The sequence below is a fragment of the Streptomyces sp. NPDC055243 genome, assembly GCF_044544025.1.
Lineage (GTDB): Bacteria > Actinomycetota > Actinomycetes > Streptomycetales > Streptomycetaceae > Streptomyces.
In genome coordinates this window covers 673892-698835 of record NZ_JBITWR010000001.1, presented here as the reverse complement: position 1 = coordinate 698835, position 24944 = coordinate 673892, and the positions used below count along the sequence as shown (strand labels likewise).

General features: G+C 71.3%; 1 protein-coding gene. It reads right to left on the bottom strand.

Features of this window, described 5'->3' with window-relative positions; all coding sequences use genetic code 11:
• Positions 1-60 precede the first annotated feature (60 nt).
• Positions 61-24924, bottom strand: coding sequence for a type I polyketide synthase (locus ACIGXX_RS03145; RefSeq protein ID WP_399972185.1), 24864 nt, complete (start codon positions 24922-24924; stop codon positions 61-63).
• Between the last annotated feature and the right edge of the window lie 20 nt (positions 24925-24944).

Here is a 24944-nt window from a genome sequence, read left to right as displayed (position 1 = left end):
CCGAGTTGTTCGTGGAGCAGGGGAAGGAGCAGCGGAAGGAGCAGCGGGAGCGGCTCGTGCTCAGGAGTTGCCTAGTTGTTCGTCGAGCAGCGCGAGCAGCTCATCCGCCGACGCGGTGCGCGCGTCCGTTCCGGACTCGGCGGGTTCCGTGCGGTTGTGCGTTTCGTCCCACATGGACAGCAGGGCGCGGAGTCGGTCTCCCACGGCCGCGCTCTGCTCGTCGTCCGGTGTCAGGAGGGAGAGCGTGGACTCCAGTCGGTCCAGTTCGGTGTCGATGGTCGGCGTCCCGCCTCCGGGCAGCCCGTCGAGCACGTGCGCGGCGAGCGCGGACGGCGTGGGGAAGTCGAAGACCAGCGTGGCGGGCAGGCTGAGCCCGGTGGTGACGTTGAGGAGGTTGCGGAACTCGACCGCGGTGAGCGAGTCGAAGCCCAGCTCCTGGAAGGCCCGGCCGGGTTCCACCAGCTTGGTTCCCTCGTGTCCGAGGACGGCGGCGGCCGCGTCCCGCACGAGGTCGAGGACGGCGCGTTCGCGCTCCGGCCCGGACAGCGCGGTGAGCTTGGCCGCCATGTCGACCGGAGCCGGCGCATCGGCGGACCCCTGGGCGCTGTGCACGCCCGGGAGATCCTGAAGCAGCGGGCTCGGCCGTACCGACGTGAAGGCCGGGGCGAACACGCCCCAGTCGACGTCCGCCACCAGTGCCGTCGGCTCGCCCTGGCGGACGGCCCGGTCCAGCGCGGCGACGGCCTGCTCGGGCTCGAGCGGGGCCAGGCCGCGGCGGCGCAGCTGTTCGCCGAGCTGCCCGTCCGCCATGCCGCCGCCGCCCCAGGGGCCCCACGCGACCGCGGTGGCGGGCAGGCCCGCCGCCACCCGCTGTTCGGCGAGTGCGTCGAGGTAGGCGTTGGCGGCGGCGTAGTTGCCCTGGGCCGCAGCGCCGAACGTGCCCGACACCGAGGAGAACATCACGAACGCCGACAGGTCGAGGTCGCGGGTCAGCTCGTCCAGGTTGGCCGCTGCGCCGGCCTTCGGCCGCAGCACGCCGTCGAGCCGCTCGGGGGTGAGCGCGGACAGTACGCCGTCGTCCAGGGTGCCCGCCGCGTGTACGACCGCGGTGAGCGGGAGTTCGGCGGGAACGGAGGCCAGCAGGTCCGCGAGCGCGTCCCGGTCGGCGACGTCGCAGGCCGCGATCGTGACGCGGGCGCCCAGCGCGGTCAGTTCCGCGTGCAGCTCCTTCGCGCCTTCGGCCTCAAGGCCGCGCCTGCTGGTCAGGAGCAGGTGTTCGGCGCCCTTGGCGACCAGCCACCGGGCGACGTGGCCGCCGAGTGAGCCGGTGCCGCCGGTGACGAGGACGGTGCCGGTGGGGTCCCAGTCGCCGAGGCGTGCCGAGGACACCGGCAGGAGCCGTCGGCCGTAGACCCCGCTGGCGCGGAGCGCGACCTGGTCCTCCCCCTGTGTTCCGGACAGGACGCCCGCGAGGCGGGCGCCGCTGCGCTCGTCCAGCGTCGCGGGCAGGTCGACGAGGCCGCCCCAGCGTTCGGGGTGTTCGAGGGCGACGACCCGGCCGAATCCCCACACCATCGCCTGGTCGGGTCCCGCGGGTGTGTCGGAGCCGCCGATCGCGACCCCGCCCCGCGTCGCGCACCACAGCGGGGCGGCGAGGCCGCTGTCGCCGAGGGCCTGGACGAGGGCGAGGGTCGCGTTCAGGCCGCCGGACGGCAGTTCGGGGTCGAGCGCGAAGAGCGAGAGCACGCCAGCGACGGGCCGGCCGGTCGCCTTCCGGGCCTCTGCGGCCGTCCGGACCTCGGTCGCCGTGCGGGCCGCGAGGGATTCCCGGTCCATGGCCCCGCCGGTCCTGACGGGAACCACCTGCGCGCCGTGCCTGCTCAGCGCGGCGGCGACGGATTCCTCACCGGCGCCGTCCCGGCTGACCACGAGCCAGGTGCCCGTGAGCGCCGCGGTGGGCTCGCTCACCGGCTGCCAGGTGACGCGGTAGCGCAGGCCGTCGACCGCGGAGTTCTCGGCCTGTTCCTGCCGCCACGACGACAGGCGGGGCAGGACGGCGCTGATCGGGTCGTCGAGGGACACGGCCAGCTCGTCCGCGAGCTCACCGAGGTCGCCGTCGGCGACGGCCGCCCAGAAGCGCGCGTCGACGGACCCGGAGACGTCGCCCGAGGGGGCGTCGGCCAGGGTCGGCCAGAACCGCTGCCGTTGGAAGGCGTAGGTGGGCAGGTCGATGTGCGCGCCACCGGCGGTCAGCGCTGTCCAGTCGACGGCGACACCGAGCACGTACAGCCTGCCCGCGGCCGTCGCCAGTTCGAGGGGCTCGGGCCGGTCGCCGCGCAGCGCGGGCACGAACGCGGCGTCGGGCGCGGTCTCCTGGCCAAGGGCGGTGAGCACCCCGCCTGGGCCGATCTCAAGGAACGCGTCCACGCCCTGGTCCCGCAGTGTGCCGACAGCGTCGGCGAACCGCACCGCCTCGCGCACGTGCCGCACCCAGTACTCCGGTGACGTCAGTTCTTCGACGGTCGCCCGCGCGCCGGTCAGGGTGGACACGATCGGGATGGCCGGCGCCTCGTAGGACACCTCTTCGAGCACGCGGCGGAAGTCGTCGAGCATCGGCTCCATGAGCGGTGAGTGGAACGCGTGGCTGACGCGGAGCCGCGTCACCTTGCGCCCCTTCTCACGCCAGCGCTCGGCGATGGCCTCGGCATCGGCGGCGACGCCCGAGAGCACCACCGACGTCGGACCGTTCACCGCGGCGATGCCCACGGTGTCGGTCAACTCCGGCAGGAGCTCGGCCTCGGTCGCCTGGACCGCGTACATCGCCCCGCCACCGGGCAGCGCCTGCATCAGGCGACCCCGGCTCGCCACCACCGCGGCGGCGTCGGCGAGCGACCAGACACCGGCCACGTGGGCCGCGGCCAGCTCGCCGATCGAGTGCCCGGCAAGGAACTCGGGACGGACGCCCCAGGATTCCAGCAGCCGGAAGAGGGCGACCTCGACGGCGAACAGCGCGGGCTGCGTCACCGCGGTCTGGTTGAGCGCCTCGGCGTCGTCGCCGAACAGCATCTCCTTCAGGGGCTGTTCGGAGCGGGCGTCGTGGTGCTCGGCGGTGAGGCGGGCATCGAGGTGGGCATCGAGGTGGGCGCAGACCTCGTCGAGCGCGTCGGCGAACACCGGGAAGCGGTCGTACAGTTCACGCCCCATGCCGAGGCGCTGTGCGCCCTGGCCGGAGAACAGGAACGCCGACCGGTAACCCGCCGCGACACCGGAGACGAGACCGTTCGCGGTCCGTCCCTCGGCGAGCGCGGCGAGAGCCGTGAGCACCGTGTCGCGGTCCTGCCCGACGACGACCGCCCGGTGGCCGAGAGCGGCCCGCGTCTGAGCGAGGGTGGTGGCGACGTCGAGCGGGTTCAGCTCCGGGTGCGCCACGAGGTGGGCGCGCAGCCGCTCGGCCTGCGCCCGCAGCGCGTCGTCGCCCCGGGCCGACACCAGGAGCGGCAGCGGCACCGGCAGCACGGACGGGTCCGGTGCGGCCTTCGGCGCGGCGGCCCGGGTGATCGGCGCCTGCTCGATGATGGCGTGCGCGTTGGTGCCGCTGAATCCGAACGACGACACGCCGAACCGGCGTGGCCGGTCGGTGTCCGGCCAGGGCCGGGCCTCGGTGAGGAGTTCGATGTCGCCGGCCGACCAGTCGACCTCCGGGGTCGGCTCGGCGACGTGCAGGGTCTTGGGCAGCACACCGTGCTGCATCGCCATGACCATCTTGATGACGCCGCCCACTCCGGCCGCGCCCTGGGTGTGACCGATGTTCGACTTCAACGAGCCGAGCCACAACGGCCGGTCGGCGGGCCGGTCCTGGCCGTAGGTGGCCAGGAGCGCCTGCGCCTCGATCGGGTCGCCCAGCTTCGTACCGGTGCCGTGCGCCTCCATGGCGTCCACGTCGGCCGACTCCAGGCCCGCGCCGGCGAGCGCCTGGCGGATGACCCGCTGCTGCGAGGGACCGTTCGGGGCGGTCAGACCGTTCGATGCGCCGTCCTGGTTCACCGCGGTGCCCCGCACGACGGCGAGCACGCGATGCCCGTTGCGCCGGGCGTCGGACAGCCGCTCCAGTACGAGCATGCCGACGCCCTCGCCCCAGCCGGTGCCGTCGGCGTCCGACGAGAACGGCTTGCACCGACCGTCGACGGACAGCCCGCGCTGGCGGCTGAAGTCCATGAACGCGCCCGGCGTCGTCATCAACGCCACGCCACCGGCCAGCGCCATCGAGCACTCGCCCGACCGCACGGCCTGCACGGCCAGGTGCAGGGCGACCAGCGACGAGGAGCAGGCGGTGTCGACGGTGACGGCGGGTCCCTCCAGACCGAAGGTGTAGGAGAGCCGGCCGGACGTGACGCTCGCCGCGTTGCCCGTACCGACGTAACCCTCGACGCTCTCCTCGCTCGCCGCCAGCAGGTTCGCGTAGTCCTGGATGCTGGTGCCCGCGTAGACGCCGATGTCGCGTCCCCGCACCGAGGTCGGGTCGATGCCCGCGCGCTCGAAGGCCTCCCAGGAGATCTCCAGGAGCAGCCGGTGCTGCGGGTCCATCGCAAGGGCTTCACGCGGCGAGATCCCGAAGAACGTCGGGTCGAACAGGTCGGCGTCGTGCAGGAAGCCGCCCTCGCGGGTGTAGGTGGTGCCTACGTGGTCGGGGTCCGGGTGGTAGATGGCGTCCAGGTCCCAGCCGCGGTTGCCGGGGAACTCGCTGATGGCGTCGGCGCCGTCCAGGACGAGTCGCCACAGGTCCTCGGGCGAGTTGACCCCGCCCGGGTAACGGCAGCTCATGCCGACGATCGCGATCGGCTCGTCGGCCACGGCGACCGTCGTGCGGGTACGCGCCGAGGCGACGGGCGTGCCCGCGAGCTCAGCACCGAGGTGCGCGACGAGCGCGGCGGGAGTCGGGTAGTCGAAGACCAGGGTGGCGGGCAGACGCAGCTCGGTGGCCGCGTTGAGCCGGTCGCGGAACTCGACGGCGGTCAGCGAGTCGAACCCGAGCTCCTTGAAAGCACGGTCGGGTACGACGGCGTGCGCCGAACTGTGGCCCAGCACCACGGCCACGTGACCGAGCACTAGATCCAGCAGCGTCTTCTCCCGCTCGGCCTCGGTCAGCCCGACGAGGGACTGCGCCAACGCCGACGCGGCGGCCCCGGACTCGGCGGTCCTGCGCGTGGTGCCACGGACGAGGCCGCGCAGGAGGTGCGGTACGGGCTGGGAACGCGCCTGCCGTTGCAACACCGGCAGGTCGAGCGGGATCGGCACCAGGGCGGCACGGCCGGTGGAACCCGCCGCGTCGAACAGCTCCAGGCCCTCGGCAGCGCCGATCGGTATCGCGCCGCTTCTGATCATGGGCAGCGAGTTGGCTTCGCCGGGGCTGCCTGCCGTACTGCCGTCGGCTGAGGCCCACGGGCCCCAGGCGAGCGAGGTGGCGGGCAGACCGGCGGCGCGGCGGTGCTGGGCGAGGGCGTCCAGGAAGGCGTTGGCTGCCGCGTAGTTGCCCTTGGCGGGGTCACCGAGGGTGCCTGCCGCCGAGGAGAACAGCACGAACGCGGACAGGTCGAGGCCTAGGTCGCGGGTCAGCTCGTGCAGGTGCCAGGCCGCGTCGACCTTGGGCCGGAAGACGGTGTCGACCTGGTCCGGGGTCAGCGAGCCGATCGTCGCGTCATCCAGCACACCGGCGGTGTGGATCACCGCGGAGACTTGGTGCTCGGCCAAGAGGTCCTTGAGGGCCTCGCGGTCGGCCACGTCGCAGGCCGCGTACGTCACCTCCGCGCCCTGGGCGAGGAGTTCCTCGTGCAGTTCGGCGGCGCCGTCTGCGAGTTCCCCGCGCCTGCTCACCAGGAGCAGGTTCCGTACGCCGCGTTCCGCGACCAAGTGCCGGGCCACGAGACCGCCGAGCGTGCCCGTGGCACCGGTGATCAATACGGCACCGGGGCCGAAGCCCGGGTCGTCGACCACGGACGGCTGGACCCTGGCCAGGCGGGGTACACGCACCTCTCCCGACCTGACTGCCAACTGCGGCTCACCCGTGGCCAGCGCGGACGCCAGCACGTCGAGTGAGGCCGCCTCGTCGTCGAGGTCGACCAGCACGATCCGGTCGGGGTTCTCCGACTGAGCGGAGCGCACCAGGCCCCACACCGCCGCCTGCGCGACATCGCGCACGACGTCATCCGCTGTGGCGGCGATCGCGCCCTTGGTCACGATGACCAGGCGGGATGCGTCGAACTGCCCGTCCGCCAACCAGAACTGCGCCGCGTCCAGGGCCCAGTGCGCCGCCTCGTGCGCGCTGGCGACCGGGTCGGACGCGGAGGCACCCGGGCACGGCAGCACCACGAAGTCAGGCAGCTTCTCCATTGCCGCCAGGGAGTCCAAGTCGGTCCACTCGACCGTCAGTGCGTCGCCGTCGGGACCTTCGGGGAGCTGAGCCGGCACCCAGTCGACGCCGAACAGCGAATCCCGGTCCTGTCGTGCCGGCTTCGTCGCCATGGGTCGCAGTACAAGGGAGTCGATCGTGGCCACCGGAGCACCGGAGCCGTCCGCGACCGTCAGCGCCACTCCATCAGCGCCCGTGGGCGCAAGCCGCACCCGCAGCGCCGTCGCACCCGAGGCATGGAGCCGCACGCCCGTCCACGAGAACGGCAAGCCGCCGGAGTCACCATCGCCACCCGCAAGGCCGATCGCGTGCAGCGCCGCGTCGAGCAGCGCCGGGTGCAGGCCGAAACCGTCCACGCCCACGCCGTCCGGCAGCGCCACCTCGGCAAACACCTCATCGCTCTTGCGCCAGGCCGACCGCAGCCCCTGGAACACCGGCCCGTAGCCGAAGCCACCCGCGACCATGCGGTCGTAGAAACCGTCCAGGTCCACGGCCTCCGCGCCCGGCGGCGGCCACTCGGCCAGCGAAGCACCGGCGGATCGGCCGCCCTCGCGCAGCACGCCGGTGGCGTGCCGGGTCCACGAACGGCCGTCGTCGACGTCCCCCACACTGGAGTGGAAGCTCAGCTCGCGCCGGCCCGAGGAGTCCTCGGCGCCGACCCACACCTGCACCCGCACCGAACCCTGCTCGGGCAGGACGAGCGGCGCCTCCAGCGTCAACTCCTCTACCAAGTCACACCCGACCTGGTCCCCCGCACGCACCGCCAGCTCGACGAACGCGGCACCGGGCAGCAGCACCGATCCCTGGACGAGGGAGTCGGCCAGCCACGGGTGTGTCTGGAGCGACAGCCGACCGGTCAGCAGCACACCATCCGTGCCACCCACCGTGACAGCGGCGCCGAGCAGCGGGTGCTCCGCCGAGCCGAGCCCGACCGCCGCGACATCTCCGATCATCGGCAGTACGTCGGGCCAGTAGCGCTCGCGCTGGAAGGCGTACGTCGGCAGGTCCACCCGCCGCGTACCGCGACCGGCGAAGAACGCCTCCCAGTCCACTCGGGCGCCGCGCACGTGGAGCTGTCCTGCGGCGGTCGTGGCGGCTGCCGCTTCCGGGCGGTCGCCACGCAGTACCGGTACGAAGGTTGCCTCCGGCGCGGACTCCCGTCCCAGCGCCGACAGCGTGCCACCCGGGCCGACCTCGACGAACGTACCCACGCCCTCGTTCACGAGCGTGCCGACGGCGTCGGCGAACCGCACCGACTCGCGCACGTGCCGCACCCAGTACTCCGGCGAGGCAAGCTCGTCGGCGGTCGCGCGGACGCCGGTCAGCGTCGACACGATCGGGATCTCAGGTTCACCGCACTCGATGCCCGCGACCACCGAGCGGAACTCGTCGAGCATCGGGTCCATCAGCGGCGAGTGGAACGCGTGGCTGACCTTCAGCCGAGTCACCTTTCGGCCCGCCTGGCGCCAGCGCTCCGCAATCGTCTCCACGTCGGAGGCGACACCGGAGATGACCACCGATGTCGGGCCGTTGACCGCGGCGACACCGACGGTCTCCGGAAGGTCCGACGCGACCTCGTCCTCGGTCGCCTGGATCGCCACCATCGCACCGCCCTCGGGCAGCGCCTGCATCAGCGCGCCACGAGCCGACACCACCTTGACGGCGTCCTCCAGCGACCAGACACCGGCCACATGCGCGGCGGCCAGCTCACCGATCGAGTGGCCCGCCAGCATGTCGGGGCGAACGCCCCACGACTCAAGGAGTCGGAAGAGGGCGACCTCGACGGCGAACAGCGCGGGCTGCGTCACCCCGGTCTCGTTCAGCGCATCGGCATCCTCACCGAACAGCACCTCGCGGACTGCCGGGTCGAACTCCGCAAGGACCGCGCTCAGAGCATCGGCGAACACCGGGAAGCGCGCGGCCAGTTCACGGCCCATGCCGAGCCGCTGCGAACCCTGACCCGAGAACAGGAAACCCAACCGGCCGGGCTCGCCGGCCACTCCTGTGACTGCCGCGCCGGTCGCCTGCCCCTCTGCCACAGCCGTCAGAGCGGCCAGGAACTCCGACCGCTCACCGGCGACCACCACCGCCCGGTGCTCAAGCACCGCACGCGAGGACACCAGCGCACGGCCCACATCCGCCACCGGCAGATCCGTGGCCTCGTCCACAAAGGACTTGAGCCGCGCCGCCTGCTCCCGCAACGCCTCGGCACTTCGCGCCGACAGCACCCACGGCACCAGCCCGCCGTCACGCACCGGCTCCGAGACTTCCGCCTCCTCCGCCACGGGAGCCTGCTCGACGATGACATGTGCGTTCGTGCCACTCACACCGAACGACGACACACCCGCACGCCACGGCTGACCGGTCTCCGGCCACGGACGCGCCTCCGTCATCAGCTCGACCGCGCCCGCCGACCAGTCCACGTGCGAGGAAGGCTCATCCACATGGAGGGTGCGCGGCAGTACGCCGTGCCGCATCGCCATGACCATCTTGATCACACCGGCGACACCGGCCGCGGCCTGCGTGTGGCCGATGTTGGACTTCACCGAGCCGAGCCACAGCGGCCGGTCGGCGGGCCGGTCCTGGCCGTAAGTGGCGATGAGCGCCTGGGCCTCGATCGGGTCACCCAGCGTGGTTCCGGTGCCGTGCGCCTCCATGGCGTCCACGTCGGCCGACGCCAGACCCGCGCTGGCCAGTGCCTGGCGGATGACGCGCTGCTGCGAGGGTCCGTTCGGGGCGGTCAGGCCGTTGGACGCGCCGTCCTGATTGACGGCGGATCCCCGTACGACCGCGAGGATTTGGTGGCCGTTGCGCCGGGCGTCGGACAGCCGCTCCACGAGGAGCATGCCGACGCCTTCGCCCCAGCCGGTGCCGTCGGCGCTGTCGGAGAACGCCTTGCACCGGCCGTCCACGGACAGTCCGCGCTGGCGGCTGAACTCGATGAACGCACCCGGCGTCGACATCACCGTCACACCGCCGACCAGGGCCAGCTCGCACTCGCCCTTGTGCAGTGCCTGGCTCGCCCAGTGCAGGGCCACCAACGATGACGAGCACGCCGTGTCCACGGTGACGGCCGGGCCCTCAAGGCCGAACGTGTAGGAGAGACGGCCGGAGATGACACTCGCCGCGTTTCCGGTACCCGCGTATCCGTCCACGCTCTCCCGCGAGGCCATCAACAGCGTCCCGTAGTCCTGGCCGTTGGTGCCCACGAAGACACCGGAGCGACTTCCGCGGACCGAGCTGGGGTCGATGCCCGCCCGCTCGAACGCCTCCCAGGAGGCTTCGAGGAGCAGCCGCTGCTGCGGGTCCATCGCAAGGGCCTCGCGGGGCGAGATCCCGAAGAACGCCGGGTCGAAGTCCGCGACGCCGTCCAGGAAGGCGCCCATGCGGCTGTAGGTGGTGCCCGACTGCTCGGGGTCGGGGTCGTAGAGCGAGTCGATGTCCCAGCCGCGGTCGGCGGGGAACCCGGCCACCGCGTCCGCGCCGGACTCGACCAGACGCCACAGGTCCTCCGGCGACTCGACACCGCCGGGGAAGCGGCAGCTCATCCCGACGATCACGATCGGCTCGTCGGCCACCATCGCCACCGCGTCATTGGCCACGACATCGACCACTCCACCCAGCAGTTCGGCGCCCAGATGCGCCGCGAGTGCGGCAGGCGTCGGGTAGTCGAAGACCAGCGTGGCCGGCAGCGTCAGCTCGGTCGCCGCGTTCAACCGGTTGCGCAGCTCCACAGAGCTGAGCGAGTCGAAGCCGAGTTCCTTGAACGCCCGGTCGGGTGCGACGGCGTGCGTCGAACCGTGGCCGAGTACCACCGCCACGTGACTCAGTACGAGATCCAGGAGTGCCTTCTCGCGCTCAGCGACCGGCAGACCCACCAGCGACTGCGCCAACGCGGACCCGGAAACGACCAGGCCGGACGCGGCGGTCCTGCGCGCGGTGCCACGGACGAGGCCGCGCAGCATGTGCGGCACGGGCTGGGAACGCGCCTGTCGGCGCAACACCGGCAGGTCGAGCGGGATCGGCACCAGGGCGGCACGGCCGGTGGAGCCTGCCGCGTCGAACAGCTCCAGGCCCTCGGCAGCGCCGATCGGTATCGCGCCGCCGCTGGTGATCCGTCGTACGTCGGCCTCGTCGAGGCTGCCTGCCATGCCACCGCCCGAGGCCCACAGGCCCCAGGCGAGCGAGGTCGCGGGCAGACCGGCGGCGCGGCGGTGCTGGGCGAGCGCGTCCAGGAAAGCGTTCGCTGCTGCGTAGTTGCCCTGGCCAGGTCCGCCGAGGATGCCTGCCACCGAGGAGAACAGCACGAACGCGGACAGGTCCAGGTCGCGGGTCAGCTCGTGCAGGTGCCAGGCCGCGTCGACCTTGGGCCAGAAGACGGTGTCGATCCGGTCCGGGGTCAGCGAGCCGATCGTCGCGTCATCCAGCACACCTGCCGTGTGGATCACCGCGGAGACTTGGTGCTCGGCCAGGAGGTCCTTGAGGGCCTCGCGTTCGGCCACGTCGCAGGCCGCGAACGTCACTTCGGCGCCCTGGACGAGGAGTTCGTCGCGCAGTTCGGCGGCGCCGTCTGCGAGTTCCCCGCGCCTGCTCACCAGGAGCAGGTTCCGCACGCCGCGTTCCGCGACCAAGTGCCGGGCCACGAGGCCGCCAAGGGTGCCCGTGGCGCCAGAGATCAGCACCGCGCCGGAACCGAAGCCCGGGTCGTCGACCACGGACGGCTGGACCCTGGCCAGACGGGGTACACGCACCTCTCCCGACCTGACCGCCAACTGCGGCTCGCCTGCGGCCAACACGGACGACAGCACGTCCAGCGAAGCCGCCTCGTCGTCGAGGTCGACCAGCACGATCCGGTCCGGATTCTCCGACTGAGCGGAGCGCACCAGGCCCCACACCGCCGCCTGCGCGACATCGCGCACGACGTCATCCGCTGTGGCGGCGATCGCACCCTTGGTCACGATGACCAGACGCGAGGCCTGGAACCGCCCGTCCGCCAACCAGGACTGGACCGCGTCCAGGGCCCAGTGCGCCGCCTCGTGCGCGCTGGCGACCGGGTCGGACGCGGACCTGACCGGGCACGGCAGAACAACGAAGTCAGGCAACTCCGCCGCCGAACCGGCAAGCGCCTCCAGATCGGTCCACTCGACCGTCGAGACGTCATCGTCGGGTACAGGAACGGGCACCCAGTCGACGCCGAACAGAGCATCGTCCTGACCACCACCGGTGAACTGTTCCAGCGACACCGGACGCAGCGTCAGCGAGTCGATCGTGGCCACCGGAGCACCGGAGCCGTCCGCGACCGTCAGCGCCACTCCGTCAGCGCCCGTGGGCGCAAGCCGCACCCGCAACTCCGTGGCGCCCGAGGCGTGCAGCCGTACACCCGACCACGCGAACGGCAGCAGATCAGCGTCGCCGTCCGTCAGGCCGATGCCGTGCAGCGCCGCGTCGAGCAGCGCCGGGTGCAGGCCGAATCCGTCCACGCCCACGCCGTCCGGCAGGGCGACCTCGGCAAACACCTCATTGCTCTTGCGCCAGGCCGACCGCAGCCCCTGGAACACCGGCCCGTAGCCGAAGCCGAGCTCACTCAAGCCGTCGTAGAACCCCTCCAGGTCCAGCGTTTCCGCACCCGACGGCGGCCACTCGACCAGCGGAACCCCACCGGAACGGCCGCCCTCACGCAGCACGCCGGTGGCGTGGCGGGTCCAGGACCGGCCGTCGTCGGTGTCGCCAGCGCTGGAGTGGAAGGTCAGCTCGCGCCGGCCCGACTCGTCCGCCGCACCGACCCACACCTGTACTCGTACCGAGCCGTGCTCGGGCAGGACGAGCGGCGCCTCCAGCGTCAATTTCTCCACCAGGTCATACCCGACCTGGTCACCGGCCCGCACCGCCAGCTCGACGAACGCAGCACCGGGCAGCAACACCGAGCCCCGGACCACGTAGTCAGCCAGCCACGGATGACTTTGGACCGAAAGGCGTCCGGTCAGCAGCACGCCGTCCGTGCCGCCAAGGGTGACGGTCGCGCCAAGGAGCGGGTGCTCGGCGGCACCGAGCCCGGCCGCCGCGACGTTCCCGATGATCGGCAGTACGTCAGGCCAGAAGTGCACGCGCTGGAAGGCGTACGTCGGCAGCTCGACGCGGCGCGCGCCGTGACCGGCGAAGAACGCCTCCCAGGCCACCTGCACACCGCACACGTGCAGCTGTCCCGCGGCCGTCGTAGCGGCTACAGCCTCAGGCCGGTCGCCACGCAGTACCGGTACGAAGGTTGCCTCCGGCGCGGACTCCTGGCCCAGCGCCGACAGCGTGCCACCCGGGCCGACCTCGACGAACGTACCCACGCCCTCGCTGACGAGCGTGCCGACGGCGTCGGCGAACCGCACCGACTCGCGCACGTGCCGCACCCAGTACTCCGGCGAGGCAAGCTCGTCCGCGCTCGCGCGGACACCGGTCAGCGTCGACACGACCGGGATCGACGGCGCCCCGAAGGACACGCTCTCCAACACCCGGCGGAAGTCGTCCAGCATCGGGTCCATCAACGGCGAGTGGAACGCATGACTCACCTTCAGCCGAGACACCTTGCGGCCCGCCTCACGCCACCGCTCACCCACCGCTTCAACATCGGCCGCGACACCGGAAACGACCACCGAGTCGGGGCCATTGACCGCGGCGATGCCGACCGTCTCCGGAAGGTCCGAGGCGACCTCGGCCTCGGACGCCTGGATCGCCACCATCGCGCCACCGGCCGGCAGCGCCTGCATCAACCCGGCGCGAGCCGACACCACCTTGGCGGCGTCCTCCAGCGACCACACACCGGCCACGTGGGCTGCGGCCAGCTCACCGATCGAGTGCCCCGCCAGCGCGTCAGGGCGCGCACCCCACGACTCAAGAAGACGGAACAACGCCACCTCGACCGCGAACAGGGCGGGCTGCGTCACCCCGGTCTCGTTCAGCGCATCGGCATCCTCACCGAACAGCACCTCGCGGACTGCCGGGTCGAATGCACCCAGTACGGCGTCAAGAGCTTCGGCGAACACCGGGAAGCGCGCGGCCAGTTCACGGCCCATCCCGAGACGCTGCGAACCCTGACCCGAGAACAAGAATCCCAGCCGACCAGGCTCGTCGGCGACACCCGTGACCACCGCGCCGGTCGCCCGACCCTCGGCCATGGCGGCCAGAGCGGCCAGGAACTCGGACCGGTCAGCTGCCACGACCACCGCACGATGGGCCAGCGCCGATCGCGTCGTCGCGAGCGAGTAGCCGACATCGACGAGTTCGAGCTCGTGCTCGTGCTCGTGCTCGTGCTCGCCCACCAGTGCCATCAGTCGCTCGGCCTGGCCGCGCAACGCGCCCTCGTCACCCGCCGACAGCACCCACGGCACCAGGCCGCCGTCACGCACCGGCTCCGAGGCTTCCTCCTGCTCCGCCACGGGAGCCTGCTCGATGATGGTGTGCGCGTTGGTGCCGCTGAACCCGAACGACGAGACACCGGCGCGCAACGGCTGGCCGGTCTCCGGCCAGGGGCGCGCCTCCGCCAGGAGTTCCACGGCGCCTGCGGACCAGTCGACGTGCGGCGACGGCTCGTCCACGTGCAGCGTCTTGGGCAGTACGCCGTGCCGCATCGCCATGACCATCTTGATCACGCCCGCCACACCGGCAGCGGCCTGCGTGTGACCGATATTGGACTTCACCGATCCCAGCAACAGCGGCTCGCCGTCGCGGTCCTGGCCGTAGGTGGCAAGGAGGGCCTGGGCCTCGATCGGGTCGCCCAGCTTGGTGCCCGTGCCGTGCGCCTCGACCACGTCCACGTCGGCCGGAGTCAGGCCCGCACTGGCGAGGGCCTGGCGGATCACCCGCTGCTGCGAGGGACCATTCGGCGCGGTCAGGCCATTGGACGCGCCATCCTGGTTCACCGCCGAACCCCGCACCACCGCAAGGACCTGGTGGCCATTGCGCTGAGCATCCGAAAGGCGCTCGACGAAGAGCATGCCCACGCCCTCGCCCCAGCCGGTGCCGTCCGCGCCGGCGGCGAACGCCTTGCAGCGCCCGTCCTCGGCAAGGCCACGCTGCCGACTGAACTCGACGAACGCACCCGGGGTCGACATCACGGTGACGCCACCCGCGAGTGCGAGGGAGCATTCACCGGACCGCAGTGCCTGCACCGCCAGGTGCAGCGCGACGAGCGACGACGAGCACGCCGTGTCCACCGTCACCGCAGGGCCTTCAAAGCCGAAGGTGTACGAGAGGCGGCCCGATGCCACGCTGGCCGCGTTGCCGGTCGCCACATAGCCGCCGACATCCTCAGCTGCCCCGCCCAGTACCAGCCCGTAGTCCTGGACGTTCGAGCCCACGAACACACCGACGCGTTCACCGCGCAGCGACGCCGGGTCGACCCCGGCGCGCTCGAACGCCTCCCAGGAGGTCTCCAGGAGCAGCCGCTGCTGCGGGTCCATCGCAAGTGCTTCGCGCGGCGAGATCCCGAAGAAGTCCGCGTCGAACCCGCCCACGTCCGACAGGAACGCGCCCGAACGCGAATACGAGGTGCCCACCCCATCCGGATCGGGGTCGTAGAGCGCCTCCAGGTCCCAGCCACGATCGGCCGGGAACTCCGACACCGCATCCCCACCCGACAGCAACACCTGCCACAGGTCTTCAGGGCTCGACACGCCGCCGGGGTATCGGCACGCCATCGCCACGATCGCGATCGGCTCATCGGTCGCACCGGAGACGTTGGAGGAAGTGGAGGGGACGGCAACGTCCACGCCGGACAGTTCGGTGCGGAGATACGCGGCCAGTACCGCCGCGTTCGGGTAGTCATAGACCAACGTCGCGGGCAGCGCGACACCCGTGGCCTCACTCAGCCGGGCACGCAGCTCCACGGCCGTCAGCGAGTCAAAACCCAGCTCCCGGAAAGCACGAGATGCCGAGAAGGCATCCCCGGACACGTGGCCGAGCACCGCGGCCGCCTCATACCGGACCAGTTCGGTGAGCTGCCGCTCCTGCTCGGCCTTATCCAGACCGGCAAGGCGCTGCGCCAGCGCCGACATGCCCTGCTCTGCCGGAGCAGCCTCGAACGCGGCACGTACAGCGGGAAGTTCACCAAGCAGCGGACTCGGGCGCTGCGCCATGAACGTGCCCGCGAACCGCTCCCAGTCCACATCAGCCACGACCACATTGCCGTCACCCCGCTCCAACGCCATGGCCAGACCCGCGATCGCCACCGCCGGATCCATCGTCGGCAGACCCCGGCGCCGCAACTGCGCCGCCGCATCCCGACCGGCACCCGCAACCATGCCGCCACCACCCCACGGCCCCCACGCGACGGCCGTAGCGGGCAGACCCACAGCCCTGCGATGCTCGGCAAGGGAATCCAGATAGGCATTGGCAGCCGCATACGCACCCTGCCCACCACTGCCCCACACACCAGCAATGGACGAGAACAACACGAACGCATCCAACTGTGTGTCGGACAGGAGCTCGTGCAGGTTCCGCGCACCATCAACCTTCGCCGTCAGTACGTCGGCGAACTCGGCAAGGTCATCGGGGTCGAGGTCTGAGATGGCAGCCGAACGCTCAATACCCGCCGCATGCACAACCGCGGTGAGCGGGAACTCGGCGGGAACCGACGCCAGCACGTCCGCCAGGGCGTCCCGGTCGGCGACGTCGCAGGCAGCGATCGTGACCCGGGCGCCCAGCGCGGTCAGCTCCGCGTGCAGTTCCGCCGCGCCATCGGCTTCCAGGCCGCGCCTGTTGGTCAGCAGGAGGTGTTCGGCGCCCTTGGCCACCAGCCACCTTGCGACGTGTGCACCGAGCGCGCCGGTTCCACCGGTGACCAGGACCGTCCCACTCGGCGACCAGCCCGTTCCGGGTGCCTTGCCCAGTGGGGCGGGCACCAGCCTGCGCCCCAGAATCTTGCCGGCACGCAACGCGACCTGGTCCTCGTCACCCGACCCGGCAAGTACGGAAACCAGCAGATCACCGGCTTCGTCGTCCCGAGCCTCGGGCAGATCCACGAGACCACCCCAGCAGCCGGGCCGCTCCAGCGCGGCCACCCGGCCCAGGCCCCACAACATCGACTGCTCGAACCCGTCAACCACATCATCAGCACCCGCCGACACCGCACCCGACGTCAGGCACCACAACGGCACCTCCACATCACCAAGCGCCTGCAACAGACCAACCGTGGCCGCAACACCCACGGGCACCGTCGAAGCACCCACATCAGCAAGCCCCACCAACGAGACCACGCCGCTCAGGTCCGACAGACCGGCCAACTGCACAGTCCAGTCGACCGCTTCAGGGTCCACGTGCAGGACATGGACGTCCGCACCGTTGCGGGTCAGCGCGTCGCGGACCCACCCGGCGCGCTCCTCACCGGGCTCGGCGACGACCAGCCATGCACCGTCCAACTGCCGACTACCGGCAGCTATTGGCCGCCATTCGACCCGGTACCGCCAACCCTCCGCCGTAGAGCGCCCCAACTGCTCCTTGCGCCACGCGGAAAGCCTCGGCAACACCGCACTCAACGGAGCATCCGACGACACATCCAACGTACGGGCGACGTCATCGAGGTCACCGTCTTCGACGACTTCCCAGAACCGCGTCTCCGCCGGCGACAGCCGCTCGGTGCGCTCACCGACCGGCACATCCATCCAGTAGCGCTGGTGCTGGAAGGCGTACGTCGGCAGGTCCACCCGCCGGGCACCACTGCCCGCGAAGTACGCCGCCCAGTCGACCATCCCGCCCCGCGTGTACAGGGCGGCGACCGTGGTCACCAGCGCGCTCTCCTCAGGCCTGTCCGCGCGCAACGCGGGCAAGAACACCGCCTCAGGCACACTGCCAAGCCCCAGCGCGGACAGCGTCCCGCCCGGACCGACCTCCACGCACACCTCGACGCCCTGCTCCCGCAACGCCACCACCGCATCATGGAACCGCACGCACTCGCGCACATGCCGCACCCAGTACTCCGCCGAACCCAACTCCTCCGCGGAGGCCGACCTGCCGGTCAGCGTCGACACGATCGGGATCGACGGAGCCTCGTACGACACCTCTTCCAGGACCCGGCGAAACTCGTCCAGCATCGGGTCCATCAGAGGTGAGTGGAACGCATGGCTGACCTTCAGACGAGACACCTTCCGACCCGCCTCACGCCACCTCTCAGCCACCACCTCCACATCCGCGGAGATGCCGGAAATGACCACCGAGTTCGGCCCGTTGACCGCAGCGATGCCCACCGTCTCCGACAGATCCGGCACCACCTCGGCCTCGGTCGCCTGGATCGCGACCATCGCACCGCCCTGGGGCAGCGCCTGCATCAACGCACCCCGCGCCGACACCACCTTCACCGCATCAGCCAGCGACCAGACACCGGCCACATGGGCCGCGGCCAGCTCACCGATGGAGTGTCCGGCCAGAACATCCGGGCGCACACCCCACGACTCAAGGAGGCGGAACAACGCCACCTCAACCGCGAACAACGCAGGCTGAGTAACGCCCGTCTCATTCAGCGCATCAGCATCCTCACCGAACAACACCTCACGCACCGCCGGATCGAACTCACCCAGCACAGCCTCCAGCGCCTCCGCGAACACCGGGAAACGGCCAGCCAGCTCACGCCCCATACCGAGCCGCTGCGAACCCTGACCCGAGAACAGGAAACCCAGCAGGCCAGAGGCAGCGGAACCCGTCACCACGCCCGCCGCCTGCCTGCCCTCCGCCAACGCGCTCAGAGCCGTCAGCCGGGTCTCCGCGTCATCCGCGACGACGACCGCGCGCTGTTCGAGTGACGCCCTCGTCGTCGCGAGGGAGTAGCCGACGTCCACGGGGTCCAGGTCGGCAGCCGTGCCGGAGAGCAGCCGACTCGCCTGCTCCCGCAAGGCCTCGGCACTTCGTGCCGACAGCACCCACGGCACCTGCCCGACCGACACAGGGGCCGCAGCGGCAGCCGGCTCCTCGACTGCCGGGGCCTGCTCGATGATGGTGTGCGCGTTGGTACCGCTGAACCCGAACGACGACACGCCGAACCGGCGCGGCCGGTCGGTCTCCGGCCAGGCGCGGGCCTCGGTGAGCAGCTCGACGTCACCGGTCGACCAGTCGACCTGCGAGGTCGGCGCATCCACGTGCAGCGTCTTGGGCAGTACGCCGTGCCGCATCGACATGACCATCTTGATCACGCCCGCCACACCGGCAGCGGCCTGCGTGTGACCGATGTTCGACTTCACCGAGCCCAGCCACAACGGCCGTTCGGCGGACCGGCCTTGACCGTATGTCGCGAGCAGCGCCTGGGCCTCGATCGGGTCACCCAGCGTGGTTCCGGTGCCGTGCGCCTCCATGGCGTCCACATCGGCCGACTCCAGGCCCGCACTCGCCAACGCCTGGCGAATGACACGCTGTTGGGAAGGGCCGTTCGGAGCGGTCAGGCCGTTCGACGCGCCGTCCTGGTTGACGGCCGAACCCCGTACCACCGCAAGGATCTTGTGGCCGTTGCGCCGAGCATCCGACAGGCGCTCCACGAGCAGCATGCCGACACCCTCACCCCAGCCGGTGCCGTCGGCGGCGTCGGCGAACGCCTTGACACGGCCGTCCACGGCGAGGCCGCGCTGACGGCTGAACTCGATGAAGGAGCCCGGCGTCGACATCACCGACACACCACCCACCAGGGCCAGTTCACACTCACCCTTGTGCAGCGCGTTCACCGCCAAGTGCAGGGCCACCAACGATGACGAGCACGCCGTGTCCACGGTGACGGCCGGGCCTTCGAAGCCGTACGTGTAGGAAAGGCGGCCAGAGATGACGCTCGCCGAGATGCCCGTGCCCGCGTACCCCTCGACCTCCTCCTGCGCGGCCATCAACAGCGCCGCGTAGTCCTGGCCGTTCGTACCGACGAAGACACCAGACCGGCCTCCCCGCAGCGAATTCGGGTCGATGCCCGCCCGCTCGAACGCCTCCCAGGAGGTCTCCAGGAGCAGCCGCTGCTGCGGGTCCATCGCCGCGGCCTCACGCGGCGAGATGCCGAAGAACGCCGGGTCGAAGTCCGCGACACCGTCCAGGAACCCGCCTTCGCGGGCGTAGGTGGTGCCCGACTGCTCGGGGTCGGGGTCGTAGAGCGAGTCGATGTCCCAGCCGCGGTCCGTCGGGAACTGCGAGACCGCGTCCCCTCCCCCGGCCACCAATCGCCACAGGTCCTCCGGCGACTCGACGCCACCGGGGAAGCGGCAGCTCATCCCGACGATCACGATCGGCTCGTCGGCCACCATCGCGACCGGATCGTTGGCCACGACATCGACCACTCCACCCAGCAGTTCGGCGCCCAGATGCGCCGCAAGAGCCGCGGGAGTCGGATAGTCGAAGACCAGCGTGGCCGGCAGCGTCAGTTCGGTCGCCGCGTTCAACCGGTTGCGCAGCTCCACAGAGCTGAGCGAGTCGAAGCCGAGCTCCTTGAACGCACGCTCAGGCGCAATCGCCTGCGCCGATCCGTGGCCCAGCACCAGCGCCACATGACCCAGTACGAGATCCAGCAGCGCCTTCTCCCGCTCAGCGACCGGCAGACCCACCAGCGACTGCGCCAACGCGGACCCGGAAACGACCAGGCCGGACGCGGCGGTCCTGCGCGCGGTGCCCCGCACGAGACCTCGCATGAGGTGCGGCAGGGGCTGAGACCGTGCCTGCCGGCGCAGCACCGGCAGGTCCAGGGGAATCGGAACCAGCGCGGCACGGCCCGTGGAACCCGCCGCGTCGAGCAGCGCCAAGCCCTCGGCCGCGCCGATCGGGATCACGCCGTTCCGGGTCATCCGCCGCACATCAGCCTCATCGAGGCTCCCGGCCATGCCGTCCGCATCCGCCCACAGGCCCCACGCCAGAGAGGTGGCAGGCAGGCCGGCCGTCCGGCGGTGCTGGGCAAGCGCGTCCAGGAAGGCGTTGGCCGCCGCGTAGTTGCCCTGACCGGCTCCACCGAACACGCCCGCAGCGGAGGAGAACAGCACGAAAGCCGACAGGTCCAGGTCGAGGTCGCGGGTCAGCTCGTGCAGGTGCCAGGCCGCGTCGACCTTGGGCCGGAACACACCGTCGATCCGCTCGGCCGTCAGTGACCCGATCGTGCCGTCGTCCAGCACACCGGCGGTGTGCACCACTGCCGAGATCTCGTGCTCGGCCAGCAGCGCTGCCAGGGCCTCCCGATCCGCCACATCACACGCCGCGTACATCACTTCGGCGCCCTGCGCCACGAGTTCGGCACGCAGTTCCTCGGCGCCCTCAGCGGCAGCACCGCGCCTGCTCACCAGGAGCAGGTTCCGTACGCCCCGCTCAGCGACCAAGTGCCGGGCCACGAGACCGCCGAGGGTGCCCGTGGCGCCGGTGATCAGCACCGCACCCGAACCGAAGCCCGGGTCGTCCGCTACGGACTGCTCGACCCTGGCCAGGCGCGGTACGCGAACGTCACCGGACCGCAGCGCCAACTGCGGCTCCCCCGTGGCCAACACGGACGGCAGCGCCCCAAGCGAGGCCGCCTTACCGTCCAGGTCCAGGTCCAGGTCCAGGTCCACCAGTACGAAACGGTCCGGGTTCTCCGACTGCGCGGAGCGCACCAGACCCCACACCGCGGCCTGCGCGATGTTCGGCGCATCCTCCTCAGCCGTGACAGCGATCGCGCCCTCGGTCACGACAACCAGCCGCGACGCGTCGAAGCGCTCATCCGCCAACCAGGACTGGACAGCATTCAGTGCCCAATGCGCCGCCTCATGCGCGTCGACGACCGGGTCTGCTCCAGTGCCGACCGGGCACGGCAGCACAACGAAGTCAGCCAGCTCCGCCGACCCCGCCAGCGTCTCCAGATCGGTCCACTCGACCGTCGGGACATCACCCTCGGACACCGGCACCTGCACCGGCACCGGCACCGGCACCGGCACCCAGTCGACGCCGAACAGCGCGTCATCGTGACCGCCACCGGCGAACTGATCCAGCGCCACCGGGCGCAGCACCAGCGAGTCCACGGTCGCGACCGGGGCACCCGCCCCATCCGCCACGGCCAACGACAGTCCGTCCGACCCCGCGGGCGTCAGCCGCACCCGCAGCGCAGCCGCGCCCGAGGCATGCAGCCGCACACCCGACCACGAGGACGGCAAGAGATCAGCGTCGCCGTCCGTCAGGCCGATCGCGTGCAGCGCGGCGTCCAGCAAGGCCGGGTGCAGACCGAATCCCTCAGCCTTCGCACCGTCCGGCAGCGCGACCTCGGCGAACACCTCGTCGCCCTTGCGCCACGCGGCCCGCAGCCCCTGGAACACCGGCCCATAGCCGAAGCCCAGCTCCGCCAACCCGTCGTAGAACCCCTCCAGCCCCACGGCCTCCGCACCCGGCGGCGGCCACTCGACCAGCGGAACCCCACCGGAACGGCCGCCCTCGCCCAAGACACCTGTGGCATGCCGCGTCCACGAACGGCCGTCGTCGGCATCACCCGCACTGGAGTGGAAGCTCAGCTCCCGCCGACCCGACTCGTCCGCCGCACCGACCCACACCTGCACCCGCACCGAACCGTGCTCGGGTAGGACGAGCGGCGCCTCCCACGCCAGCTCCTCCACCAAGTCACACCCGACCTGATCGCCGGCCCGCACCGCCAGCTCGACAAACGCAGCACCGGGCAACAACACCGAACCCTGCACCACATAGTCGGCCAGCCACGGATGCGACTGCACCGACAACCGGCCCGTCAGCAGCACACCATCGGTGCCGCCCACCGTCACAGCCGCGCCCAGCAACGGATGCTCCGCCGCCCCCAGCCCGGCCGCCGTGACATCGCCGACCGCAGGCAGGACATCGAGCCAGAAGCGCTCGCGCTGGAAGGCGTACGTCGGCAGATCGACGCGCTGGGCCCCGCTGCCCTCGAAGTAGGCGGCCCAGTCCACGTGACCGCCTCGTACGTGCGCTTCCGCGATCGCGGCGGCCAGCGCCGCAGCCTCCGGACGGTCGTTCCGCAGCACCGGCACGAATCCGGCATCCGGCGCGGTCTCCTGGCCCAGCGCGGACAGCGTCCCGCCCGGCCCCACCTCGACGAACGTGGTGACGCCTTCGGCCCGCAGCGTGCTCACGGCACCGGCGAACCGCACCGACTCGCGCACGTGCCGCACCCAGTACTCCGCCGAGGAAAGCTCCTCGGCAGTGGCCAACCCGCCCGTCAGCGTCGACACCAGGGGGATCGCGGGAGCCTCGTACGACACACCCTCAAGGACCCGCCGGAACTCGTCCAGCATCGGGTCCATCAGCGGCGAGTGGAACGCGTGGCTGACCTTCAGGCGCGACACCTTCCGGCCCGCCGCACGCCACCGCTCAGCCACCGCCTCCACATCGGCGGCGACACCCGAAATCACCACCGACGTCGGCCCGTTCACCGCGGCGATGCCCACGGTCTCCGACAGGTCCGAGGCAACCTCCGCCTCCGACCCCTGGATCGCGACCATCGCGCCACCAGACGGCAGCGCCTGCATCAACGCACCCCGCGCCGACACCACCTTCACCGCATCAGCCAGCGACCACACACCCGCCACATGGGCGGCAGCCAACTCACCGATCGAGTGCCCCGCCAGCACGTCAGGCCGAACGCCCCACGACTCAAGCAGCCGGAACAGCGCCACCTCGACCGCGAACAACGCAGGCTGAGTAACGCCCGTCTCGTTCAGCGCATCGGCATCCTCACCGAACAACACCTCACGCACCGCCGGATCAAACTCACGCAGCACAGCGTCAAGCGCCTCCGCGAATGCCGGGAAACGCTCGGACAGCTCACGCCCCATACCGAGCCGCTGCGAACCCTGACCCGAGAACAGGAAGCCCAGCAGGCCACCGACGACGGAACCCGTCACCACGCCCGCCGTCTGCCTGCCCTCGGCCAATGCCGTCAGTGCGGTCAGCCGCGCCTGCGCGTCATCCGCGATGACGACCGCACGCTGTTCGAGTGACGCCCTCGTCGTCGCGAGGGAGAAGGCGACGTCCGCAGGGTCCAGGCCGACCGAACCGGAGAGCACCCGCGCCGCCTGCTCCCGCAAGGCGTCGGCGCTTCGCGCCGACAGCACCCATGGCACCGGGCCGGCCGGCGCTGAGCCCGCTGCGGTGTCAGCAGCAGCCGCGTCAGCGGGAGTCGGCTCCTCGGCTTCCGGGGCCTGCTCGATGATGGTGTGCGCGTTCGTGCCGCTGACACCGAACGACGACACGCCTGCCCGCCACGGCTGCCCGGTCTCCGGCCACGGCCGGGTCTCCGTCAGCAGCTCCACCGCACCGGCGGTCCAGTCGACGTGCGAGGTCGGCGTATCCACGTGCAGCGTCTTGGGCAGTACGCCGTGCCGCATCGACATGACCATCTTGATCACGCCCGCCACACCGGCAGCGGCCTGCGTGTGACCGATGTTCGACTTCACCGAGCCCAGCCACAACGGCCGGTCGGCGGGACGGTCCTGGCCGTAAGTCGCGAGCAGCGCCTGGGCCTCGATCGGGTCGCCCAGCTTCGTACCCGTACCGTGCGCCTCCATGGCGTCCACGTCGGCCGGAGTCAGACCCGCGCTCGCCAGTGCCTGGCGGATGACCCGCTGTTGGGAAGGGCCGTTGGGGGCGGTCAGGCCGTTGGACGCGCCGTCCTGGTTGACGGCCGAACCCCGTACCACCGCAAGGATCTTGTGGCCGTTGCGCCGGGCGTCCGAGAGGCGCTCCACCAGGAGCATGCCCACGCCCTCGCCCCAGCCGGTGCCGTCGGCGGCGTCGGCGAACGCCTTGACACGGCCGTCCGGGGCGAGGCCGCGCTGACGGCTGAACTCGATGAAGGAGCCCGGCGTCGACATCACCGTCACACCGCCGACCAGGGCCAGTTCGCACTCGCCCTTGTGTAATGCCTGTACCGCCAGGTGCAGGGCGACCAGGGACGACGAGCACGCCGTGTCGACCGTCACCGCCGGGCCCTCGAGGCCGAACGTGTAGGACAGGCGGCCGGAGATGACACTCGCGGAAATACCCGTGCCCGCGTATCCCTCGACCTCCTCCTGCGCGGCCATCAACAGCGCGGCGTAGTCCTGGCCGTTCGTACCGACGAACACGCCCGACCTGCTGCCGCGCAGCGAGTTGGGGTCGATGCCCGCCCGCTCGAACGCCTCCCAGGAGGTTTCGAGGAGCAGCCGCTGCTGGGGGTCCATCGCCGCGGCCTCGCGCGGCGAGATGCCGAAGAAGCCAGGGTCGAACTCCGTCGCGCCGTAGAGGAAACCGCCTTCACGGGCGTATGTGGTGCCCGTGTGGTCGGGGTCCGCGTCGTAGAGCGACTCCAGGTCCCAGCCTCGGTCGGCGGGGAATCCGGCCACCGCGTCCGCGCCGGACTCGACCAGGCGCCAGAGGTCCTCCGGCGACTCGACACCGCCGGGGAAGCGGCAGCTCATGCCGACGATCGCGATCGGCTCGCTGTCCTTCTCCTCGACCTCGCGCAGGCGCTGCTTGGTCTGCCGCAGGTCCGCGGTCACGCGCTTCAGATAGTCGAGGACCTTGTCGTCGTCCGACATGTGCTTGATACCCCTCTGGG

Bases quoted from the DNA above. Each gene is read 5' to 3' on its own strand.
- ACIGXX_RS03145 (WP_399972185.1), bottom strand. From the start codon at position 24,924: ATGTCGGACGACGACAAGGTCCTCGACTATCTGAAGCGCGTGACCGCG.